25 protein-coding genes are annotated in these 20,992 nt (G+C 67.4%); 7 read left to right on the top strand and 18 right to left on the bottom strand.

The genetic code is table 11. The features are described 5' to 3' along the window. Positions 1 to 16: 16 nt before the first annotated feature. The 4 genes from EBMC1_RS15435 to glmU are packed head-to-tail and all read right to left on the bottom strand — an operon-like array spanning position 17 to position 2,485. A complete protein-coding gene (locus tag EBMC1_RS15435; RefSeq protein WP_003050413.1) occupies positions 17 to 397 on the bottom strand; it encodes a type II toxin-antitoxin system VapC family toxin in 381 nt (126 codons plus the stop codon). Then, positions 394 to 768, bottom strand: coding sequence for a ribbon-helix-helix protein, CopG family (locus EBMC1_RS15430; RefSeq protein ID WP_003050411.1), 375 nt, complete (start codon positions 766 to 768; stop codon positions 394 to 396). Before EBMC1_RS15430 ends, EBMC1_RS15435 begins: the two co-directional genes overlap by 4 nt. A gap of 38 nt (positions 769 to 806) precedes the next feature. Then, positions 807 to 1,121, bottom strand: coding sequence for a hypothetical protein (locus tag EBMC1_RS15425; protein WP_003050409.1), 315 nt, complete (start codon positions 1,119 to 1,121; stop codon positions 807 to 809). After that, positions 1,118 to 2,485, bottom strand: a complete 1,368-nt coding sequence (glmU, locus tag EBMC1_RS15420; RefSeq protein ID WP_003050408.1) for a bifunctional UDP-N-acetylglucosamine diphosphorylase/glucosamine-1-phosphate N-acetyltransferase GlmU — start codon at positions 2,483 to 2,485, stop codon at positions 1,118 to 1,120. The genes EBMC1_RS15425 and glmU overlap by 4 nt, the downstream gene beginning before the upstream one ends. Before the next feature lie 48 nt (positions 2,486 to 2,533). Between glmU and EBMC1_RS15415 the strand changes: the two genes are divergently transcribed. Beyond that, on the top strand, positions 2,534 to 3,196 hold the full coding sequence (locus tag EBMC1_RS15415) for an HAD-IA family hydrolase (RefSeq protein ID WP_040590619.1): 663 nt from the start codon (positions 2,534 to 2,536) through the stop codon (positions 3,194 to 3,196). Positions 3,197 to 3,306: 110 nt separating this feature from the next. Here EBMC1_RS15415 and EBMC1_RS15410 read toward each other — a convergent pair whose 3' ends face one another. The 8 genes from EBMC1_RS15410 to EBMC1_RS15375 are packed head-to-tail and all read right to left on the bottom strand — an operon-like array spanning position 3,307 to position 10,899. After that, positions 3,307 to 4,320, bottom strand: a complete 1,014-nt coding sequence (locus EBMC1_RS15410) for a nucleotidyltransferase domain-containing protein (protein ID WP_003050406.1) — start codon at positions 4,318 to 4,320, stop codon at positions 3,307 to 3,309. Further along, positions 4,317 to 5,183, bottom strand: a complete 867-nt coding sequence (locus EBMC1_RS15405; protein ID WP_040590587.1) for an HprK-related kinase A — start codon at positions 5,181 to 5,183, stop codon at positions 4,317 to 4,319. Before EBMC1_RS15405 ends, EBMC1_RS15410 begins: the two co-directional genes overlap by 4 nt. Then, positions 5,180 to 5,467, bottom strand: coding sequence for an HPr-rel-A system PqqD family peptide chaperone (locus EBMC1_RS15400; protein ID WP_003050402.1), 288 nt, complete (start codon positions 5,465 to 5,467; stop codon positions 5,180 to 5,182). The genes EBMC1_RS15405 and EBMC1_RS15400 overlap by 4 nt, the downstream gene beginning before the upstream one ends. Continuing rightward, entirely contained in the window at positions 5,457 to 5,906 is a 450-nt protein-coding gene (locus tag EBMC1_RS15395) for a MarR family winged helix-turn-helix transcriptional regulator (protein ID WP_003050400.1), read from the bottom strand. The genes EBMC1_RS15400 and EBMC1_RS15395 overlap by 11 nt, the downstream gene beginning before the upstream one ends. A gap of 36 nt (positions 5,907 to 5,942) precedes the next feature. Further along, positions 5,943 to 8,036 carry a TonB-dependent receptor gene (locus EBMC1_RS15390; RefSeq protein ID WP_003050397.1) on the bottom strand — a complete coding sequence of 698 codons (2,094 nt, stop codon included), beginning with the start codon at positions 8,034 to 8,036 and terminating at the stop codon, positions 5,943 to 5,945. Further along, positions 8,033 to 8,665, bottom strand: coding sequence for a maleylacetoacetate isomerase (gene maiA, locus EBMC1_RS15385; protein WP_003050395.1), 633 nt, complete (start codon positions 8,663 to 8,665; stop codon positions 8,033 to 8,035). The genes EBMC1_RS15390 and maiA overlap by 4 nt, the downstream gene beginning before the upstream one ends. Before the next feature lie 9 nt (positions 8,666 to 8,674). Then, a complete protein-coding gene (locus EBMC1_RS15380; protein WP_003050392.1) occupies positions 8,675 to 9,700 on the bottom strand; it encodes an SO2930 family diheme c-type cytochrome in 1,026 nt (341 codons plus the stop codon). Then, positions 9,697 to 10,899 (bottom strand): parallel beta-helix domain-containing protein, encoded by a 1,203-nt coding sequence (locus EBMC1_RS15375; protein ID WP_003050390.1) that lies wholly within the window; start codon positions 10,897 to 10,899, stop codon positions 9,697 to 9,699. Before EBMC1_RS15375 ends, EBMC1_RS15380 begins: the two co-directional genes overlap by 4 nt. Before the next feature lie 111 nt (positions 10,900 to 11,010). Here EBMC1_RS15375 and EBMC1_RS15370 point away from each other — a divergent pair, with 111 nt between their 5' ends. Beyond that, positions 11,011 to 11,541, top strand: a complete 531-nt coding sequence (locus EBMC1_RS15370) for a DinB family protein (RefSeq protein ID WP_003050388.1) — start codon at positions 11,011 to 11,013, stop codon at positions 11,539 to 11,541. 116 nt (positions 11,542 to 11,657) lie between these two features. Here EBMC1_RS15370 and EBMC1_RS18540 read toward each other — a convergent pair whose 3' ends face one another. Further along, positions 11,658 to 11,951 (bottom strand): hypothetical protein, encoded by a 294-nt coding sequence (locus tag EBMC1_RS18540; protein ID WP_156001383.1) that lies wholly within the window; start codon positions 11,949 to 11,951, stop codon positions 11,658 to 11,660. A 70-nt stretch (positions 11,952 to 12,021) separates the two neighbouring features. After that, positions 12,022 to 12,489 carry an EF-hand domain-containing protein gene (locus tag EBMC1_RS15365; protein WP_003050386.1) on the bottom strand — a complete coding sequence of 156 codons (468 nt, stop codon included), beginning with the start codon at positions 12,487 to 12,489 and terminating at the stop codon, positions 12,022 to 12,024. Between the two features lie 127 nt (positions 12,490 to 12,616). Here EBMC1_RS15365 and EBMC1_RS15360 point away from each other — a divergent pair, with 127 nt between their 5' ends. Together EBMC1_RS15360 and EBMC1_RS18535 are read left to right on the top strand one after the other, a co-directional pair. Further along, positions 12,617 to 13,522 carry a hydrogen peroxide-inducible genes activator gene (locus EBMC1_RS15360; RefSeq protein ID WP_003050383.1) on the top strand — a complete coding sequence of 302 codons (906 nt, stop codon included), beginning with the start codon at positions 12,617 to 12,619 and terminating at the stop codon, positions 13,520 to 13,522. A gap of 264 nt (positions 13,523 to 13,786) precedes the next feature. After that, entirely contained in the window at positions 13,787 to 14,485 is a 699-nt protein-coding gene (locus tag EBMC1_RS18535; protein WP_156001381.1) for a hypothetical protein, read from the top strand. A gap of 49 nt (positions 14,486 to 14,534) precedes the next feature. Here EBMC1_RS18535 and EBMC1_RS15355 read toward each other — a convergent pair whose 3' ends face one another. From EBMC1_RS15355 to EBMC1_RS15345, 3 genes are all read right to left on the bottom strand, one after another. Continuing rightward, a complete protein-coding gene (locus EBMC1_RS15355; RefSeq protein WP_003050380.1) occupies positions 14,535 to 15,872 on the bottom strand; it encodes a sensor histidine kinase in 1,338 nt (445 codons plus the stop codon). Continuing rightward, positions 15,869 to 16,603 (bottom strand): response regulator, encoded by a 735-nt coding sequence (locus EBMC1_RS15350; protein WP_003050377.1) that lies wholly within the window; start codon positions 16,601 to 16,603, stop codon positions 15,869 to 15,871. The genes EBMC1_RS15355 and EBMC1_RS15350 overlap by 4 nt, the downstream gene beginning before the upstream one ends. 149 nt (positions 16,604 to 16,752) lie before the next feature. Further along, on the bottom strand, positions 16,753 to 17,376 hold the full coding sequence (locus EBMC1_RS15345) for a hypothetical protein (protein WP_003050374.1): 624 nt from the start codon (positions 17,374 to 17,376) through the stop codon (positions 16,753 to 16,755). Between the two features lie 246 nt (positions 17,377 to 17,622). On the opposite strand from EBMC1_RS15345, the gene EBMC1_RS15340 reads away from it, so the two are divergent. After that, entirely contained in the window at positions 17,623 to 19,077 is a 1,455-nt protein-coding gene (locus EBMC1_RS15340) for a CYTH and CHAD domain-containing protein (RefSeq protein WP_003050372.1), read from the top strand. A 2-nt stretch (positions 19,078 to 19,079) separates the two neighbouring features. On the opposite strand, the gene EBMC1_RS15335 is transcribed toward EBMC1_RS15340, so the two are convergent. Then, positions 19,080 to 19,541: an Lrp/AsnC family transcriptional regulator gene (locus EBMC1_RS15335; protein WP_003050371.1), complete on the bottom strand. Its 462-nt coding sequence runs from the start codon at positions 19,539 to 19,541 to the stop codon at positions 19,080 to 19,082. A gap of 152 nt (positions 19,542 to 19,693) precedes the next feature. On the opposite strand from EBMC1_RS15335, the gene EBMC1_RS15330 reads away from it, so the two are divergent. Together EBMC1_RS15330 and EBMC1_RS15325 are read left to right on the top strand one after the other, a co-directional pair. Beyond that, positions 19,694 to 20,749 carry a Leu/Phe/Val dehydrogenase gene (locus EBMC1_RS15330; RefSeq protein WP_003050369.1) on the top strand — a complete coding sequence of 352 codons (1,056 nt, stop codon included), beginning with the start codon at positions 19,694 to 19,696 and terminating at the stop codon, positions 20,747 to 20,749. Beyond that, positions 20,750 to 20,992 (top strand): hypothetical protein, encoded by a 243-nt coding sequence (locus tag EBMC1_RS15325; protein ID WP_003050368.1) that lies wholly within the window; start codon positions 20,750 to 20,752, stop codon positions 20,990 to 20,992.

The following is a 20,992-nucleotide window of genomic DNA, read 5'->3' as shown; positions in this document are numbered from 1 at the left end:
GGGGCTATGCTTTCTTCTAGAGCGTGTAAGGAACGCGGATGCCCGGCATCGCCGCCGGAAAATCCTTGATGTTTCGGGTCACGAGAACGCGCCCCCTGATCTGGGCCGTCGCAAGTATGATGGCATCGGGCGATTTCAACCGCGGCCGATCGCGGCGCAGCGCCGCGGCGCGCTGGGCGATCTCTTCGTCGATTTCATCAAGCCCGAAGTGCGAGAGGAACGCGGTCGCCTCGCGGACGATGGCGTCATGTCCTTTCGACAGCACTTCGATCCACGCCATGCGGCTGATCCACGGTCGCGAACCATGGCTTACCGCACGTTGAATCTCCGCGCGGGCCGGCGGGTAGCCCGCGAGCGCATCGATCACGATATTGGCGTCGAAAGCATAACCGCTCACGGCCGGGGCGGTGCCTTGGGCGCAGGATATTTGCCTGCAAGCATATCGAGATAGAGCTGGCGCTGCCGATCATCCTCGGCATCGAACAGGTCGGGAGATTCGGCCCGAACCTCCTCATAATCATCGTCCCACGGGCGCGTCCATTCCGCGCGCCGGCGCCGGGCATAATCGGACGGATCCTCTGCCAGACCATACCTGGCCCAAAGGCCGAAGCCCTGATCAATCCAGTCGCCGCCCTCTAGCGAGGGCTGCGCATTATAGGCCGCCACCGCCTCGCGCAGGACGGCCGCGCGGCTTTTGCCCTGCTCGCGCGCGATGCGGTCAAGGCGCTCGATGTCCTCATCGGGCAGGTCGGCAAGTATCCGCGTCATTGATATACTGATATCATATCATGATATCATGTCAATCCTTACGCGCGCCCGAAATTGCAGTCGACGAAGGTCATCGCGAATTGCACCGGATCGGCGGGACGGCCGTGCGCGGCGGCGAATTTGACGCGGCCATCGTCCCATATCTTGCGGATCTGCGCCGAAAAGTCGGGCGCGAATTTCATCTGCTGCGCGACCATCTCCTGCCAGCTTCCGGCAAGGCCCAGGCTGTGGCGCAGCGTCGGCTCCATCGCCGCGCAATAGGCGCGCGTCGCCTCGTCGAGATGCCCGATCGCGTCGAGCACCCAGGCGTCGACATAGCGCAGGAAGGGTTTGTCCTCGTACCGGTCGCTCATGCCTTTTTCTCCGCCGCCTTCTTCTTGCGCATCGCATCGTGGAACCGGTCGGCCCAGCCGGGCTTCACCGACTGTTCGGCGCGGACGATGCGAAGCTCGCCGTCCATCACGTCGCGCGTCACCGTGCTGCCCGCCCCGACAATCGCGTCGGCGCCGATCTTCACCGGCGCGACCAGCGCGCTGTTCGACCCGATGAAGGCGCGTTCGCCGATCACCGTCTGATATTTGAAATAGCCGTCATAATTGCAGGTGATCGTGCCGGCGCCGATGTTCGCGCCCGCCCCGACCGTCGCATCGCCGATGTAGCTGAGGTGGTTCGCCTTGGCGCCCTTGCCGAGCACCGCCTTCTTCACCTCGACGAAATTGCCGACCTTGGCCTTGTCTTCAAGCACCGCGCCGGGCCGCAGCCGGGCATAGGGGCCAACCTCGCACCGCGCACCGATGCTCGCGCCCTCGATATGGCTGAAGGCGCGGATCGTCGCGCCGTCGGCGACGCGGACGCCGGGGCCGAAGACGACATTGGGCTCGACCGTCACGTCGCGGCCGATTTCGGTGTCCCAACTGAACCATACCGTTTCGGGCGCCCGCAGCGACGCGCCGCCCGCCATCGCCTCCTCGCGCTTGAACGCCTGCCACTGCGCCTCGGCGGCAGCAAGTTCGGCGCGGCTGTTGATCCCCGCCACTTCGGCAGCGCTGGTTTCGATCACCCGAACGCGTTTGCCTTCGCCGATTGCCCCGGTTGCGACATCGGGCAGATAATATTCGCCCTGTGCATTGTCATTGCCCACGGCTTCGAGCAGGCGCCACATATCGGCGGCGTGTGCGACGATGACCCCCGAATTGCAAAGATCGACCGCGCGTTCGGCATCGCTGGCGTCCTTATATTCGACCATCTTGCGAACCGTGCCGTCGGCATCGGCGATGATCCGGCCATAGGCGGCGGCATCGGTCGGACGGAAACCCAGCACTGCAACGGCGGCACCTTCATCGAGTGCACCGCACAGACGCAGCACGGTCGCTGCGGTCAACATCGGACAGTCGCCGAAACAGACGAGGACGATCCCGTCGAAACCCGCCAGCGCATCCTTCGCCTGCAAGGCGGCATGCGCGGTGCCGAGCTGCGGCTCCTGCACCGCGACGACCGCGCCGGTGCCGGCGAGCGCCGCTTCGACCTGCTCGCGCTTGTCGCCAACGACAACCACCGTCGCGGCGGGCGCCAGCCCCGCCAGCCCGCCCAGCAAATGCATCAGCATCGGCCGCCCTGCGATGGGGTGCAGCACCTTGTGGAGATCGGACTTCATGCGGGTGCCCTTGCCCGCGGCAAGGATGACGGCGGCGATTGCGTTGCTCATGCCGCGTGCCATGCCAGCAAATCATTGCGGATTCCAGAGCGAGCGCCCATGCGGACCGGCATGAACGATTTTCCCTTCCGCATCGTCGGCTTCGATCTCGACGGCACGCTGATCGATACCGCGGGCGATCTCACCGCTGCGGTCAACCATGCGCTGTCGCGGATCGGGCGCGCGCCGCTTGCCGAAACCATGGTGCGGCCGATGATCGGCCTCGGTGCGCGTCACATGCTCGAACAGGGGCTGATCGCGACCGGCGGCGTTCCGGACGAAGATTTCGATCGTTTGCTCGGCGAGCTGCTTGCCTATTACGAAGCGCATATCGCGGTCGAGAGCCGCCCCTACCCCGGCCTGATCGCGGCGCTCGACGCGCTGGAAGCGCGCGGGGTGCGCTGCGCGGTAGCGACCAACAAGGCCGAACATATGGCGCGCAAGCTGCTCGGCGAACTGGGACTGGCGGATCGCATGGCGGCGATCGTCGGCGGCGACACGCTCGGCGTGCGCAAGCCCGCGCCCGAACCGGTGCTGGCGATGATCGAGCGGAGCGGCGGCGGACGGGCCGTCTTCGTCGGCGATTCAATCTATGACGTCATGGCGGCGCGCGCCGCCGGAGTTCCCAGCGTCGCGGTGCGTTTCGGCTTCCTCGATCGCCCCGCCGAAGCCTTGGGCGCCGACCATTTGATCGGCCATTATGACGAGCTTCTGCCGCTGCTGACCCGACTATAGGCCCTCCTTGTTCGTCATCCCGGCGAAGGCCGGGATCTCACCCTCCCCACATGAAGCGACGGCGAGATCCCGGCCTTCGCCGGGATGACGATATAGTCGGAAGGATCGCCCTAGCCCTTCCGCCACTTCGTCCAGAGGTGCTTCGCGAGCATCACCGGCGGCATGCGCAGCCAGTGCGAGCGGATGTAGAACGCCTGTTGCAACGCGAAATGCGTGGGTCGCCCCCAATCGTCGCGCGCGAGCAATCGGCGGACGAACCAGCCATCGCCCGACTCGCGCCGTTTCCAGCCGGGCGGCAGCGCCGCACCGTAAAGATCGCGCGCCAACCGGGCGGCGCGCTGCACCGGCGCGCGCAGGCCATGAAGCGCGGCGCGCGCATCGAGCTCGCCCCAGAAGCCCGCATCGGCGGCCGCGAAATCGCGCGTCAGACAATGGAAATCCCACAGATTGCGCAGGCCGCCCTGCAAGTCGCCGTCGGCGAGCAGGTGCGCGGCGCAGTGGCACGCCATGTCGGTCGGACACAGCACGGCAAAACCGCCATCGGCCACGACCGCATCGCCGATCATCGCCAGCGCGTCGGGCGTGACGCGGTGCGTGCGCGGCAATATCGTGTGGTGGACGTCGATCATCCGGTCGCGCGCCTTGTGGATCAGCGGCGGCAGCTCGTGCATATGTTCGCGATAATAGGCGTCGTCATAGGGATCGGGCTTCACCCATTCCCAGCCCGCCCCGATCAGCTCCTTTTCGGCACGGCCGATGTCGTGCCAGCCGACCAATATGTCGAGGTCGCCGATCTGGCGCCCCTCGGCGCACGACAGGCCCGCCGCCGCATAAGCGGTGCCTTTCAGCAGCACGAACGCGATCCCTTCGGGCGCGAGCGCGCGGCGCGCCATCTCGGCCTCCCACAACGCCTGCGCCCGCGCGACCGCGGCGGCGGCGCGCTGGTCGGCGAACAGCGCCGCGACGGACGGCGGCAGCGCCGCATGCTGAAGCCGGTGCGCGAGCGTCGCGAGCAGCGCCTCGGCGCGCGCGGCGCCGATCACCCCGTCCCAGTCGCGCGGCGCAAGGCCGTCCGCATCGCGCCGCCCCGCGAGCAGATCGACCAGCGTGCGAACACCGCTCATCGCACTGCCTCCGCCCATAGCTGCTCGACCAGCGCCATGCCGGCCGCGCTGTCGGGATAGCTGATGCCGAAGGCGGGCGTCGCGCGAACCAGCCGCGTCAGCGCAGCAAAGCCTGCTTCGCCGAGCGCGACATAGTTGGTCGATGCTTCGGTCAGGCGGACGAACACCTCGCCCGGCGCCATCGGTTCGATCGCCGCCGCGCCGCCGAAGCGCGGAAACAGGATCAGCGCGGGGCGGGCCGGTTCGTGCATCCCGGCGATCGCATCGGCGCGCGGGATCAGATGGCGGATATCGCCCTTCGGGGTTCCGGCGAGCAGCGGGCCGAGCCGCGCGGGGTCGACGCGCGCCGCGATTTCGGCGATCGCCGCATTCTTCAGGCTGACCGCTCGCGGAAAGCCCAGCGCATCGCCGCTCGCGGGCTCGATCAGCGTGAATTCGTCGCCCATCAGCCGCCACGCGCCTTCGCCAAGCAGCGCCGCGAGCGTCGATTTCCCCGATCCCGATTCGCCCGACAGGATTACCGCGCGCCCGTCGCGTGCCACCGCGCTCGCGTGGAGCAGCATGTGCCGCCGCCAGCCGAGCGCGACCTGCAAATTCATCCCCATTTCGGCGGCCAGCAAGCCCATCGACAGCGGCAGCGGCAGCGCGTCGGGAACGATGAAATCGCCGCCGATATGCACCGACGGGCGCAGCCAGCGGCGCCACGGGCGCGCGGCGAACAGCCGCACCGTCGCATCGGCAGGGCGGGCCATGTCCTTGGGATAGCCCGCATAGAGGCGATCGAGCGCGTCGATCGGCGCGCGCCAGTCGCTGCCGATGCGAAACTGGACCGGCCCCACCGCAATGCGCGTGCTGTGCCTCACGCCGCCGCCGCCAGGCCCAGCGCCGCAAGCTCGGCGAGCCGCTCGCGCAAGACCGCCGCGACATCGTCGTCGCCCGCGTCCGCCAGGTCGAACATGGCGGCGAGCCGCTCCGCCAGAATCGCTGCGTCGCAGGGCGTATCGCCCATCGCGGCAATTATTTCGGGCATCGGCGCGACGACCAGATGCGTCTGCATCGAACGCCGATCGAAGATCGCGGTCAGGTCGCCAAGCGGCTCGATACGCAGCGCGCCGGCTGCGGGGGCACGATAAAGCCTATCCGCCATAATCTTCCGCGGCGCTCGTCAGTTTGGCGAGGATCGCCATCAGCGCGGCGCGCTCGCCCGCGTCCAGCGCCGCCTCCAGCTTCGCCTCGCTCGCGAGCGCGGCCGGCACGATCGCGTCATAGAGCGAGCGCCCCGCCGCGGTCAGTTCCAGATGGTGCGAGCGTCCGTCGGCCTCGTGCGCCTGGCGCGCGATAAGCTGGCGGTCGGCCAGTGCCTTGGCGGCGCGATTGACCGTCACCTTGTCCATCCGCGTCGCGGCGACCAGTTCGCGCTGGGTCAGCGGTCGCCCTTCGCCGAGCACCGCCATCAGCCGCCATTCGGGGATCTTCAGGCCGAAGCGGCTCTGATATTCGGCGGCAATCCGGCTCGATACCGCGTTCGACGCAATCGACAGCCGATAGGGCAGAAATTCGCCGAGATTGAGTGTCTTCGCCGCCATGCCCCTATCCTTATCGCCTCTGCGCCGCCTGCGAAATCAATAAGCGGCGCGTACCCCCACCCACAAGGTCCGCGGCGTCGCGCGTTCCAATATGCCCGCCGACGACAGCGCCGCCGGAACGAGCGCGTCAAAGATATTCTCGCCGCGCGCTTCGATCCGCAAGCCCTGCGTCAACCGCAACGACAGCCCGGCATCGACGGTCAGCGCGTCGCCGAGCGGTTGCAGCCCCAGATCATCCTCATTCTGCCTGCCGATATAGCGCAGGGTCGCGAAGCCGCCGAACGGCCCCGCCTCGCCCGTCCGCAGCGACAGGCTGGCGCCATGTTTCGCGATCTGCGCCGGCCGCTTGCCGTCAAGCGCAGCCGCGGCACCCGACGCAGCGACGCGCGCATCGGTAAAGGCATAGGTGGCGCGCAGCGTCAGCGGGCCGGCGCGCTGTTCGGCGCTGACTTCGATGCCCTTGCTGTCGATCGCGTCGAGATTCTGCCGCTGGCTATAGCTCGCCCCCGCCGCGACGAAACCGACGCCGGGAAAACTGCCGGGACCGGTGCCGAGCGTGACATTGGCGATCGCATTGTCGAGCCGGTTCGCGAACAGCGTGACGCCCAGCTTCGTGTCGCCGCGCCGCCAGTCGGCGCCGATCTCGCCGCCCCACAATCGTTCGGGGGCCAGCGCCTCGTTCGCCGCCGTCGCATCGGCGCCGACGCGGAAAGGCCGGTAGAGTTCGTTGAGCGTCGGCAGGCGCCAGCCGCGATAGGCCGCCGCGCGCAGCGCCACATCGCCCGCCGTCCAGCGCACGCCCGCACGCCCGCTGCCTTCCCAGCCCTGCCGCGCCGCAAAGCGGGCGTCGGTGATCGTCGATCCACCGAAATTATATTCGTGCCGGTATCCGGTGCCGATCCACCAATGATCGACCCGGCCGCTGAGCGTCCACAGCAAGCCGTCATCTTCGCTACCCGACGTCCATTCGGCGAAGGCGCCGACGGTGTCGCTGCTGCCCCCCGCGCTGCGGTGACGGCCGGGGTTGAGTCCGGTGAAGAAATAATCCTCCTCGGTCCGCCCGACCGTGCGGCGCCAGTCGGCGCCGATACGCAGCGGGTTGGCCCCGCCGAACGCGGGCCGCAATTCGACGCGCGCGCCGAGCCCGGTCGCCGGCACCTGCTGAAAAAGCGCCGGCGCCACGCTGTTGCGGTTCGCAGCGACGCTGGCAAAACCGGTGTCGAAATCGCGGAGCTGGACATAGCCGAGCGCGAGCCATTGCAGCCCGTCCGCGGGTTCGTGCAGATACCGCAAGCTGGCATCAATCCCGTCGACCGTGCTGGTCGTGAAATCGGTGCCGCGGTCGCGCCGGTCCGAAAAGCCGCGCACGCTCGCCTCGATCCGGCTGTCGGGGCCGACATCGAAGCGCAGGCGAACGCCCAGCCCGCCTTGCTCATAGGGGGCCGCCCGATCGACAGCGCCGCGCTGATCGGCAACGACAGGCACGAAGCCGTCGCCGCGACTGTAGCGGCCATCGATCGCGACCTGTCCGTTGCCGAGTTCGGCCCCCGCGCTCGCCGACGCGTCGAAGCTGTCGCGGCTGCCATAGGCCGCGCTGGCGGTGACGCCGTCGGTCATCTTGGAATAGAGGCCGATGGTGCCGGCCAGCGCGCCTGGGCCATCGGCACCGCTGCCACCGCCGCGCGTCACGAGGATGCCGCCGAGATGGATCGCGTCATAGGCGCTCCACGCGACCCAGCCGCCGAACGGATCGGCCTGCGGCACTCCGTCCAATGTCACCAGCGCGCGTGCCGAGGCGTTGCCGCCAAGGCCGCGCAGGGTGACGCCCTGGCTCGTCGGATGGGCGCTGCGCCCGTCGCTCCGGCGGAACTGGACGAGGCCCGCTTCGTCGCGGAGGCGATTTTCTATCCGCGCGCCGACGCCGGGGTCGAGGCCGCCGACCAGCGCGACGCCCTGTATCGCATCGCCCTTGGGCAGCTGCAGCGAGCCGGCGCCGGTAACGACGATTTCGCGGAGGTCAGGGCGGCCGACGTTGCAAAGGCAGGTATCGGGATTTTCGGACGCGGTGTCCTGCGCCGCCGCCGCCGCCGGCATCGCCAGCGCGGCCACCCCCACCGCCAGCCGGATCACGCGGGCTTCACCGCATCGGGATGCGCGCGCCGGAACGCCTCATGCTCCATGCATGCAGCATCGATTTCCATGAGGCGCGGATAATGGTCCAGCGGCACCTCGAACCGGCGCGCGTTGTACATCTGCGGCACCAGACAGCAGTCGGCGATCCCCGGTTCGTCGCCGCCGAGATAGGTGCCGTCGCCGGCCATCGCCTCCAGCGCGTCGAAGCCCTGCAATATCCATTCGGCGATCCAGCGATCCTTGGTCTGTTCGTTGAGCCCCAGGTCGCGGGTCAGATATTTGAGCACGCGCAGATTGTTGAGCGGGTGGATATCGCATGCGACGACATAGGCCTGCGCCAGCGCCACTGCGCGTGCCATCGGATCGTCGGGGATCAGGCGCGGTTCGGGGTGCGCGCGGTCGAGCCAGTCGATGATCGCAAGGCTCTGGATGATCGGCTCGCCGTCGGCGACGAGCATCGGCACGAAGCCCTGGGCATTTTGCGCAAGATAGGCGTCGCTCTTCTGCTCGCCAGCGATCAGGCTGACCTCGACGCGCTCGTAATCGAGGCCTTTGAGGTTCAGCGCGATGCGAACGCGAAAGCTGGCCGACGAGCGGAAATAATCATGGAGGACGAGAGCGGTCATCGGGCCAGCCTAATGCGCGTCTTTGGGCATCGCCGCAATCCATTCCCGCAACAGCGCCGCGCCTTCCTTGTGAACCGTCGAGCGGCCAAGTTCGGGCATCGCGATGCCGGGATCGAGGCTTTCGAGGCGGTAGATCAGGAAGCTGTGGTCGGGATCGCCCGGCTGGATCGCGAAATCCATGCCGCCGCTGCCCCGCCCGGCGGCGGTGGGACGCTTGCCGATGCCGTAATTGACCCCGACCGGGTCGGTCCAGCGCAGGAACAGCCCGCTGTTCGACGCGCTGCCCTCGGGATTGTGGCAATGCGCGCAATTGGCCTCGAGATAGGCGCGCGCGCGGTCCTGCAGCGTGCCGCTCGCCGGATCGTCCCAGCGCGGCATCACCGGTTTCAGCGCGGCGGGGTTGGTGAAATAGAGCGCGCGCGTGTCGGCGCCGACCGTATCCGCCAGCACCATGTTGCGCGCCTTGGGGCCGATGGGGACGATCGTGCCCGCGCGGCTGTGGCATTCCTTGCACTGGTTGCGGTTGGGCACGCCATATTGGATCGCATGCGCCGTCCCGTCGGGGCTCTTGAACGCCACCGGCACGCGCCGCCCCGCAATGGCGAGCGAGGCGTCCTTGCCGTCGGCATCCCAGATGTAGGGCAGCGCCACCCAGCCGCTCGCGCGGTGGATCAGCAGCCGCGTTTCGACCGGACGGCCCTCATTGAAGTCGGGCCAGCCGAAGCTTTTGACGATCACCGTGCCGACCGGAAAATCGACCGTGCCGTCCGCCAGCACCGTCGCCCGCTTGCCCGCCGGGATCGACACGAACCGGTGCTTTTCGGCATAGTCGCTGAACAAGGGCGTGCGCAGTGTATAGGCAAAGCTCGCGACCGGCCGCGCCGGATCATTGCCCGCGAACAGCCCGAAGGCGGAAAGCTTCGCGGGCATCGCGCTGCCCTCGAGCAAGGCCTGATCGACCGCGGCCGGCGCCGCCCCGCCCCCCGCGCTGGCGCAGAGCAGCGCCGCGATCAGCGCGGCGGCGATACGCTTCACTGGACCTTGGCCTCCATGCCCTCGGGCAGCACGATGGCGGGCAGCGCGGGCGGCGGCGTGCCGCCCAGCTTGACCGGCACCGGCTTCGCTTCGCTCTGCGGCGTCGTCACGTCGGGCAGGCCGAGCGACAGCACGCCGACATCGTCGACGACGATCGCGTCGCCGGCGCCGTCCCACAGCACCGGCGGGATCGCCCCGCCCATCGCCGCCGCAATCTCGGCACCGCCGGCAAAGGCCGGCGCAAAGCCCGCCTTGCCATGCGCATTGTCGCGCACGACGATCTGGCGCGGCAGCGGCTGATATTTGGGGTCTTTCTGGTCGTAGCGATAGCCGACGATCATCACATTGGCGGTGCCATTGTCCTCGAACACATTGTCGAAAACCTCGACATTGCGGTTCGCCATCACCAGCACCCCCGTCCCCGTCGGTACGCTGGCGACGATATTGCCCTTCGGCGCGAAATTGGGCGTGCTGTTGTCGCTGACGACATTGTCGAAGACGCGGACATTATGCCCGCCCTGCTGCGGCAGATTGGGCAGGTCGAACACCAGTATCCCGCCGGTATTCTTGGTCGCGATATTGTCGTGCACATCGGCGTCGAAACAGTTTTCGATCTCGATCCCGGCGACATTTTCGGTCGCGATCGAATCGCGCACGACGATGTTGCGCGACTGGCCGACATAAATGCCGGCGTCCGATGCGCCGCGCACATAGACGCTGTCGATCAGCACATCCTGGCTTTCGACCGGATAGATGCCATAGGCGCCGTTGGTTTCCTTCGGCCCCGCGGTCCATTCGACGCGCAGCTCGTTATAGACGATGCGGTCGGCGCCTTTCGACTTGATGCCGTCGCCGCGCGTGTTGAGCACCGCGAAATTGGCGAGCAGCACATCGTCGGAAGTGACGAGCAGCCCCTCGCCCGCCCCCTGCTGTCCCGAAAAGTCGAGGATCGATCCGCCCTCGCCCGTCCCCGCGCCGCGCAGCGTGACATTGTCGACGTCGAGCGACAGCCCGTCGGTCAGCGTCCAGGTGCCCGCGCCCAGTTGCACCACGTCGCCGGGTTCGGCGAGGATCAGCGCCTCCTGCAATTTCTCGTTGGCGTCGGCGCCCTCGGCCGAGACATTGATCGTCTTGGCAGCGGCCGGACTGGCGGCGACCGCGACCATCGCGGCGGCCAGCGACAGGACATGGAATCGCATTGCACACTCTCCCTTGTTTTGCCGGAGCATGCGGCAAGACTTGACGGATGCCAAGCGGCTTGCTGACAAGCATGTCATTGGCGTGGCGGCAGGCGCGCGGGAGACAGGCCGATGATCGACAATCGCTTCGTGCAGATGATGGCGCGCTACAACGGGTGGCAGAACCGCGCCGCCTATGCCGCCGCCGATACGCTGACCGATGCCGAGCGACGGTTGGATCGCGGCGCCTTTTTCGGGTCGATCCACGCGACGCTCTCGCACCTTTTGTGGGCCGACCGCATCTGGCTGTCGCGCTTCGACCGCTGCCCGCCGCCCGATTGTCCGGGCAAGGAAAGCGGCGGCTTCGTCGCCGACTGGGACGATCTGAAGGCGCAGCGCACCGCGATGGACACGCTCATCGTCGCCTGGGCCGACGCGATGGCGCCAGGCGCCGTTGCCGGCAATCTCGACTGGTACAGCGGCGCCGCGGGCCGGAACGTCTCCGCCTCGCTCGGCATAGTGCTGCCGCATATCTTCAACCACCAGACGCACCACCGCGGCCAGGTCCACGCGATGCTGACCGCCGCCGGGTGCCGCACCGAAGACACAGACCTCTTCCTGATGCCACCCGCCGACTGGCTGGGCTTCGATCCCCGAAGCTAGCGCCCCGGAGACTAAGCCGCGTGGGCAAATTCCAACGCCGCGGGAACTGCAGCTAACCGTTATTTCGTTCGGAAAGCTGCCTTTCCGGACACGACCGATTGCAGAAGTTCTGAGCCTCAGCTAAATCGAGCGACGCTAGCAGGCGATAAAATAATGTTACCACAACCCATGTCGCTAGAATTCGACTTAACTGCCGTGGGGTTCTTCTTACTGATAGCCGCCATGCCCCGACGCATGCTCAAAATTGCCAGCTTCGGTCGAGCAAATCCCCTGAGTCCGAAAGAAGTTATCGGATGGCGCATATTTGCAGGATTTTTCGCGATCGCGGCGGCGCTGCAAGCAATCTCAAAAATGTCGACATAAGGGCCGCTCACCACCCCCATCCCGCTCATTCGTTCGATGCCGAACATTCGCGAAAGCGGACGTTCGATCAGGTTGGAACGTGTCCACGCGCCTTAGCTCCCCGAAGCTGGCGTCCCGTCAACAGCGGCATTTCGGTTTCGCCGTCGGCTTCGGCGCGGTCGTTGCGAATTCGGCGCGGGTCAGGTCGCCCGACTTGTCGGCGTCGGCCCCGGCAAAGCGGTCGCTCGTCGCCGCCGCCCATTCCTCGAAGCTGAGCAGATTGTCGCCATTCTTGTCGAGCTTGCGAAAGGCGGCGCTGCGCGTCGCCATCATCTCGACGCGGCTGATCCGCTCGTTACGATCGCGGTCATAGCGGTTGAACCGGCGCTCCTCGCGCGATTCGGCCTTGGCGGCAGGCAAGGCGGGCGGCGCGGCACCGCGCTTCGGCGCATCGGGGCCCGCGACCGGCAGCGCGGCAAGCCGCGGCGGCGGGGCCGGCACCACATCCTCTGCGGCAATCTGGCTATAGCCTTTCCACAGGAACACACCGCCCGTCAGCAGCAGCGCGCTCGCCACGCCGCCGAGCAGAAATCGCGAAGTCGCCATCACGTCCCCTTCATGCCCACCTTCGTCGGCCATCGATCCGGTCCGCTTGCCTGCCTATCATGCGACCGCGACGCATATAATCGACAAAGCCACTCGAAATCGCCGATCCGATTGCTATATTCGATCAATGCAGTATTACCTGCCCTCGCTCAAGCAGATGCAATATCTCGTCGCGCTGCACGAGCACGGTCATTTCGGCCGCGCCGCCGATGCCTGCAACGTCACCCAGTCGACGCTGTCGGCGGGCATCCGCGAGCTGGAAACCCTGCTCGGCCAGACCCTCGTCGAACGCACCCGCCGCGTCGTCCGCTTTACCGGGCTCGGCGACGCGATCGTCGAAAAGGCGCACCGCGTGCTGCGCGAGGCGGAGGAGCTTGCCGACATGGCCGCCGCCGCCTCGGCACCGCTCGTCGGCGAATTGCGGATGAGCGTGATCCCGACGATCGCGCCCTTCCTGCTGCCCGACCTGTTGCCGCGGCTGCGCAAGGAACGCCCGTCGCTCAAGCTGTTCCTGCGCGAAGAGCCCAGCGCGCAGGCGTGCGAATCGCTGCACCACGGCCAGGTCGATTGCGTGCTGCTCGCCCTGCCCTACGCCTGCGGCGATGTGGAGAGCGAGGCGCTGTTCGACGACGCGCTGTTCGTCGCCTTCCCCGGCGACCAGTCGGAGGATCTTCCCGCGATGGTCAGCGCCGACCAGATCGACCCCGCGCAGATGCTGATGCTCGAGGACGGCCACTGCCTGAAAGACCACGCCCTCGCCGCCTGCAACCGCCCCGAACTGCGCGCGGGCGCACGCATGATGGGCACCTCGCTCCACACGCTCGTCCAGATGGTCGACAACGGTCTGGGCATCACCATGTTGCCGCAGATGGCGATCGAGGCGGGTATCCTCGACCACACCGACATCGACACCCGCCCGCTCGATTCCGACCACGACTGGCGCACCATCGCCCTCGTCTGGCGCAAGGGCAGCCCGCGCGCCGACGAATTCCGCATGCTCGCCGACATTTTCCGCAAACACCGGGCGAATTGACCGGCAGATCGGGATCGCCCCGGCACGCGCAGCAGCGCAGCCGCGCGGCCGACAGCATTGCTATCCCAATCGTATGAAAGTCCCGCGGTGATATTGTGGACCCCGGCGAAAGCCGGGGTCCAGGGATTCACAACACCAACAGCCGCTTTTGACGCTCTGGACCGAATGACCGGAAACGACCGGTTGCGGACGTTCGCCTCTCTCTTTCTCTCTCTCCCGCAATAGGCACTTGAATAAGGATTTTTCATCCATAGAAATCGAAGCATGAGAGCAGCTTCGATCGTTCTTGCATTCGTCCTGACAAGCTGCGGTTCCGGCCATGACGCGACTCCAGCAATTGATCGCCGCTGCATCGCACTGCCGGGCGATAATGTGGCGATCGAACCTTCGAAGGCAGGCAAGAGCTATTTTCCCGGTTCCTTCGGCAAGCCGGCACAGGTCTGCAATTTTAAAGGCTATCCCGAGTGCTTCGCGACGATCAGTAAAGTCGAAAACGACTGGTACCCCCAATATTGGGATGCGGCTGGCGAGCCTTCGCTGTACGAGCGATCTCGGGCTGCCACCACGGCAGGAACGTCGACACTGCGCTTTACTTGGTTGCCCACTTTTCATCATCCGGTGATCGTTCGCATAGAACGCTCCGGCAAAGAGGCTAAATTGGTTGCCAACCAACTGTCCGGCGAGGGTGGCTATGAGCCCGGCATAGTCGAACGTGAAGTGACGCGTCCGCTTTCGGCTATCGAAATAGCAAAACTCGACGCCATTTTGTCCGCGACAAAAGTCCTCAAACAGCGAGCTACCGATTGCAATAGCGGACTCGACGGTAGCCAATGGATCGTGGAAGGCGCCGATCGCAACGGCTACCATTTTGTTAATCGCTGGTCACCTCAAGAAGGCCCCGTTCGCGAGTTCGGCGATTTCGCACTGACTCTCTCGGGCTGGACTTTCGAGGAACGATACTGAACCGCGTTTCAATCGTTGTCTGCCGTCCGCTAACCACCCCAAACCCGTCTCACGCCAAAACCGGCAACACAATCGCCGCGTCGAGCCCTCCGCCCGGGCGGTTCGCCAGTACCAGTTCGCCGCCCTCACCCGCCGCAATCTCGCGCGCGATCGACAGGCCGAGGCCGGCGCCGCCCGTCGCGCGGTTCCGCGACTGCTCGCCGCGCGCAAAGGGTTCGACCAGCGTGCGGATCTGCTCGTCGGTCAGCCCCGGGCCGTCGTCGGACACGATGATGCGCGCATGGTCGCCCTCGCGCACCACCGACAGCCGCGCGCGAACGCCATAGGCCAGCGCATTGTCGATCAGGTTGCGTAGCGCGCGGCGCAGCAGCATCGGCCGCGCCCGCACCGCCGCCTCGGCGAGCGCGCCCGCCGCAACATCCTTGCCCTGCTCGCCATAGTCAGCCGTCAGTTCGCGCAGCAGCAGCGGCAGCGCGATCGCCTCGGGCGCTTCGGTTCCCGCCCCCGACCGCGCGAGCGCCAATATGTCGGCCAGCATCGCGGTCATTTCCTCGATCGAGGCGATCATTTTTTCGCGCAAGCGGTCGTCGTCGACCTGCTCGACACGGACGCGCAGGCTCGCGAGCGGGGTGCGCAAATCGTGGCCGACCGCACCCAGCATCCGGTCCTTGTCGGCGAGCATCGTGCCGATGCGCGCGCGATAGGCGTTGAACGCCGCGATCAGGTCGCGCACGTCGGACGGACCCGCCTCGTCGATCGGCTGCAGATCGCGCGCCGCCGGATTGGCCCGCACCGCACGGGTCAACTCGCGCAGCGGCGCCGCGACGCGCCACGCGATCAGGATGATCGGCACGAGCAACAGCAGATAGAGCGACAGCGTCTGCCACAGCAAAAAGCCCTGCAGGCGCCCGCCGGTCGCCGGAATGCGGCTGCGCACGGTGAAATAGCGCCCGTCGACGCGCGCGCTCACCACGACGACGCGGCCGGGATAGCTGGTCTTCTGCGCGCGCGGCCGCAGCGGCATCGCCCAGGCGGACACCTCGCTCGCCTTGACCCCGCCTTCGCTCAGCAGGTCGGCGACATAGGCCGACAGGTCGGCAAGCGGCACCGACCCCGGAATCAGCGGCGGCGGCCGGTCGGTAATCAGCAGTTTCTGGACGCGGTCGTGCCGGCCGCTCGCGGCGCCATTGTCGATCCGGCCGCGCCGGTCGCGATCGATTGCGTCGATGATCCGTGCGACCGCCATGCCGCCGCCATGCGCAAGCGTCTGCTGCTTCTGCCCGCGGGCGAGCATCACGAAATTGATCCCCTGCGCGACGAACAGCATCGCCGCGACGGCCAGCACCAACTGCCCGATCAGGCTGCGCGGCCACAGACGAATGCTCATGCGGCCGGTCCCAGCCGCTTGACCTCGCAAGCCAGCGTATAGCCGCCGCCCCACACCGTCTTGACGATCTGCGGGTGCGCGGGGTCTTCCTCGATCTTCTTGCGCAGGCGGCTGACCAGATTGTCGATCGCGCGGTCGAAGATGTCGGCCTCGCGCCCGCGCACCAGATCGAGCAGCCGGTCGCGGCTCATTACCTGTCGCGGATGGCGCACCAGCGCGTGAAGCAGGTGATATTCGCCGGACGACAGCGCGACTTCGGTGCCCGCCTCGTCGACCAGCACGCGTTCGACCTCGCGCAGCACCCACGGCCCGAAGGCATAGCTCGTCCCGCCCGGATCGACCGCGCGGCCGTTCGGCTGCGTCCGCCGCAGCACGGTGCGGATGCGCGCGACCAGTTCGCGCGGGTTGAAGGGCTTGACGACATAGTCGTCGGCGCCGATCTCCAGCCCGATGATGCGCTCGGTATCTTCGGCGCGCGCGGTGAGCAGGATCACGGGGATGCTGCTCGTCTCGCGCAGATGGCGGGTCAGCGACAGGCCGTCCTCGCCGGGCATCATGATGTCGCTTACTACCAGGTCGACCGATTGCGCGCGCAACACCGACCGCGCTTCGGCGGCATTGGCGGCATCGGTCACGGCAAATCCCTGCGCCTCCAGATATTCGGAAAGCGGCTCGCGGATCGACGGTTCGTCGTCGATCAGCAGGATGCGGGGGGTGTCGCTATCGGTCATGGCTATCCGCTAAAAAAACTAGTTCGCCCACCGGCCCACTGGGGGCCGATGGGCGATAGCTGGCAGGACGCGGCGGCAAAGGCAATGCCAGCGTGGGGGGCTAGGAAGGGGGGGGGTAGGCCCGTCCACGCCGCCCGCGTCGCTGCCGATCAGTTGGCGGCGGGCGGCGCCGGCGGTGCACCGCGCTTGTCGCGCATCGCCTGGCGCATGGCCTGCCGTTCTTCGGCCGTCACCTTGCCGTCCTTGTTGGCATCCATCCGGTCGAAGCGCGCCAGCGCGCCGGCGACGAATTCGGCCTGGCTGATCGCCTTGTCGCCATTGGCATCGGCCTTCATCCAGCCGCCCGGACCGCCATGTCCGCCGCGCTTGCCGCCGTGATGGCCGCGCATCGCGTGTCGCTCAGCGCCGTTGCCCGGCGCACCGGCGCGTTCGCCGCGCTTGGCTTTCCATTCGGCGCGCTTCGCTTCGCGCGCAGCATCGGCCTGGTCCCATTCGGCCTTGCTGATGCTGCCATCCTTGTTGGCGTCGAGCCGGTCGAACATCTGGGCGCGCTTTTCGGCGTGGCGTGCGGCGCGATCGGCCTGGTCGAGCTTGCCGTCCTTGTTGACGTCGAGCTTGACGAACATCGCCTTGGCGTGCGCTTCGGCCTCGGCGCGGGTCAGCACGCCGTCCTTGTTGGCGTCGCCCATGTTGCGGTCGCCGCCGGGGGCGGCCAGCACCGGCACCGCGATCAGCGCAGCGCCCAGCGTCAAAAGGGTCATCTTCTTTTTCACGTCACAAACTCCTGTCCAAGGGACCGCATGAAAGGGGGGAGAGCCTTCGGTCCCGATGACGCCCTTCTAGGCTCCATTTGTCCCACAGCATTGCCGCATCGTCGAAATAGTGTCGCAAAATGTCGCAAAACGGCCCCGCCGTTCATCCCCCTGCAAGTCCGGGCTGCACCAGCGAGCGATGGCAATCCGGACGCTAAGGCGCTAAGCAGCGGCGCCGGTCGGCGGCGATCGCAAGAGGGGCAAGGGATGGGCGGCAAGTCGAGCGAAGAGGTCGAGCTCAAGCTCGAACTCGCGCCGGACGCGCGCAGCACGGTCGATTGGCCGGCGCTGTTCGGCGCGCCGCCGACGATCATCGCCCAGCACGCCGTCTATTTCGACACTCCCGACCGCGCGCTCGCCGCCGCAGGCTTTTCGCTGCGCATCCGCACGAGCGGCACGAAGCGCGTCCAGACGGTGAAGGCGCGCGCCGCGGCCGCGGGCCTCTTCGCGCGCGCCGAATGGGAATTTGCGGTGGAGGGCGACATCCCAGTGCTCGACGATCGCACCCCCATCGCGGCGACGCTGGGCGCGCACACGGCGAAGCTCGGTCCCGTCTTTACGATCGAAAACGAACGGATGCTCTGGGATCTCGGCGGGATCGAGGTCGCACTCGATCACGCCCGCGTCGCCACCCCCGACGCCGAAACCCCGATCGACGAGATCGAGCTCGAGGCAAAGGGCAGCGCGATCCCCGCACTATTCGCCCTCGCCCGCCGGATCGATGCAGCGACCCCGGTGCACATCGCTATACTCAGCAAGGCCGACCGCGGCTACCGGCTGCTCGCGCCTCCGGCTCCGGCCGAAAAGGCCCGGCCGGTGGCGCTGGCGGCCGGGATCACGGCGGCGGAGGCGTTTTGCGCCATCGCCCGCGCCTGCCTGCGCCAGTTCCGCCTCAACGCCGCGACGGTGATCGAGCGCGGCGATCCCGGCGCGCTGCATCAGGCGCGCGTCGCGCTGCGACGGCTGCGCTCGGCCCTCGCGGTTCACGCGCCGCTGTTTCCGCGCTCCGCTGCCGCGCGCTGGGACGACGAGCTGCGCTGGCTTGCCGGCGAATTGGGCGCCGCGCGCGATCTCGACGTCCTTGCCACGCGCGCCGGGCCGGGGGCGCTCGCCGACCGGCTGCGTCCCGCGCGCGAAGCCGCCTATGCGCGCGCCACCGCCGCGCTGCTCGCCCCGCGCACACGCCATCTGATGCTCGATCTCGTCGAATGGCTCACCATCGGCGACTGGCGCACGGGCGGGGAAGCCGCGGCGCCGTGCGCGCGTCCGGTGCGCGGCTTCGCGGCCGAGGCACTGGACCGGCTACACCGGAAGGTCCGCAAGCGCGGGCGCCACTTCGCGCGCCTCGACGATGCGGCCCGGCACCGCCTGCGCAAGACGGTCAAGAAGCTGCGCTACACCGCCGATTTCTTCGCGCCGCTGTTTGCCGACGACGGACAGTCTGCGGCGCTGCGCGACCATGCCAAGCTTACCGAGGCGCTGCAGGACCGGCTCGGCGCGCTCAACGACATCGCCACCGCGCCCCAATTGCTGCGCAGCCTGTCGCTCGATGCAGTTCCCGAAGCGGTCGCACTTTTCGCCACCGGCGATCGTGAGCGCCTGCTCGGTGAAGCGCGCACCGCCTTTCGCGCGCTCCGCGATGCCGCCCCCTTCTGGCGCTGAGCCTATAGCGGCAGTTCGGTCGTCGACTTGATCTCGGACAGCGCGACCGTCGAATTGATTTCCTGGACGCCGGGCAGCTTGCTCAGCTGATCGAAGAAGAAGCGTTCATAGGCGTCGATGTCGCGCGCGACGATACGCAACATGAAATCGGTCGTCCCCATCAGCACATAGGCATCGAGCACTTCGGGAAAGCCGCGGATCGTCGCGCTGAATTCATCAAGATTGGCGCGACCGTGCGCGTTGAGCTTCACTTGCGCAAAGACATGCGCGTTCAGTCCGACCTTGCGCCGGTCGACGATCGCGACGCGTTTCCGGATAAATCCCTCGCGCTCCAGCCGGTCGATACGCCGCCAGCAGGGCGATACCGACAGTCCGACGCGATCGGCGATCTCGGCGGTCGTCTGGCTCGCGTCGCGCTGCAATTCGCGAAGGATTTTTATCTCGAACGGATCAAGGTCGATCATTCATTTCCCATATCCATAAATTTCCGGTTTAAAAATCCCCAAAATCGCCAATGTGGGCGAAAATGCGAACAAGTTTGTCCGGCGCCATGATGCGATAAGGCGCAGCGAATTTACGCCAGTCATTTCCGCCAATCATTTCAAGGAGCCCCATGATGGTCAGCCGCCCCACCCGCATGACCCCGCCGGTCGAATGTGTCCGCCTGTTCGATGCTGCCGCCGGCCTCGACGGCGTGATCGCAATTCACTCGACCGCGCTCGGGCCGGGCGCGGGCGGTTGCCGCCTGTGGCACTATGACGATGTCGATAGCGCGCTCGCCGATGCGCTGCGGCTGGCCGAGGGGATGAGCTACAAGAACGCGCTCGCGGGCCTGCCCTTCGGCGGCGCCAAGGCTGTGCTGCGCCGCCCCGCCGGCTCGTTCGACCGCACCGCGCTCTTCCGCGCCTTCGGCCGCGCGGTCGAGGCGCTCGGCGGACTCTACGTAACCGCCGAGGATGTCGGCACCACCGTCGCCGACATGCAGGATATCGCAGGCGTCACGCGCCACGTCGCCGGCCTGCCCCCTGCGGGCGGCCGCGCGGGCGGCGATCCCTCGCCGTGGACCGCGCGCGGCGTCTTCGAGGCGATGCAGGCAGCGGCAGCCCACAGGCTGGGCAGCGACCTCGCCGGCCTGACCGTCGCGGTGCAGGGTACGGGCAATGTCGGCGCCGACCTCTGCCGCCGCCTCGCCGACGCCGGGGCGCGGCTCGTCATTGCCGATCCGAACCCGGCGCGGCGCGACCGGCTCGCGGCAATCCACGGGGCAGAGGTCGTCCATGTCGACGACATCCTTCGCGTCGAAGCCGACATCCTTGCCCCCTGCGCCCTCGGCGGCGCCCTCAATGCCGAAAGCGTCGGCGGGCTGAAGGCGCGGCTGGTGTGCGGCGCCGCGAACAACCAACTCGCCGAACCCGCGGTCGCCGATCTGTTGATGGCGCGCGGGATCGCCTATGTCCCCGACTATGTCGCCAATGCGGGCGGGATCATCAGCGTGTCGGCCGAATATCTGGGCGAAGACGAAAGCGAGGTCGCGGCGCGCGTAGCCCGGATTGCGCCGCGCGTGACCGCGCTACTCGACCGCGCCGCGCAGGAAGGACGCTCGCCCGCCGTCGTCGCCGACGAAATGGCCGAGGAAGTCATCGCCGCCGGGGCACAGCGCGCGGCCGCCTGAATGCACCGCTTTCGCATCGCCGCGCTCGCCGATCCGCAGTCGCTTCCTCGCATCACCGGCTTCTTCGGACAGCGCGGCCTCGTCCCCGCGACGGTTGCCGTGCAGACCGGCGACGGCGCGATGCGGCTGCGGATCGACGTGCCCGGCCTCGACGATGGCGCGGCGGCCGTCATCGCATCGAAACTCGGCGCGCTCTTCGCCGTTACCGATGTCGCGATGTCCGACGGCGTGCCTGCCGAATAG

The sequence above is a fragment of the Sphingopyxis sp. MC1 genome (assembly GCF_000371385.1).
Lineage (GTDB): Bacteria > Pseudomonadota > Alphaproteobacteria > Sphingomonadales > Sphingomonadaceae > Sphingopyxis > Sphingopyxis terrae.
Note: the sequence above shows the minus strand (reverse complement) of the source record. Positions and strands in the feature narration are given on the sequence as shown.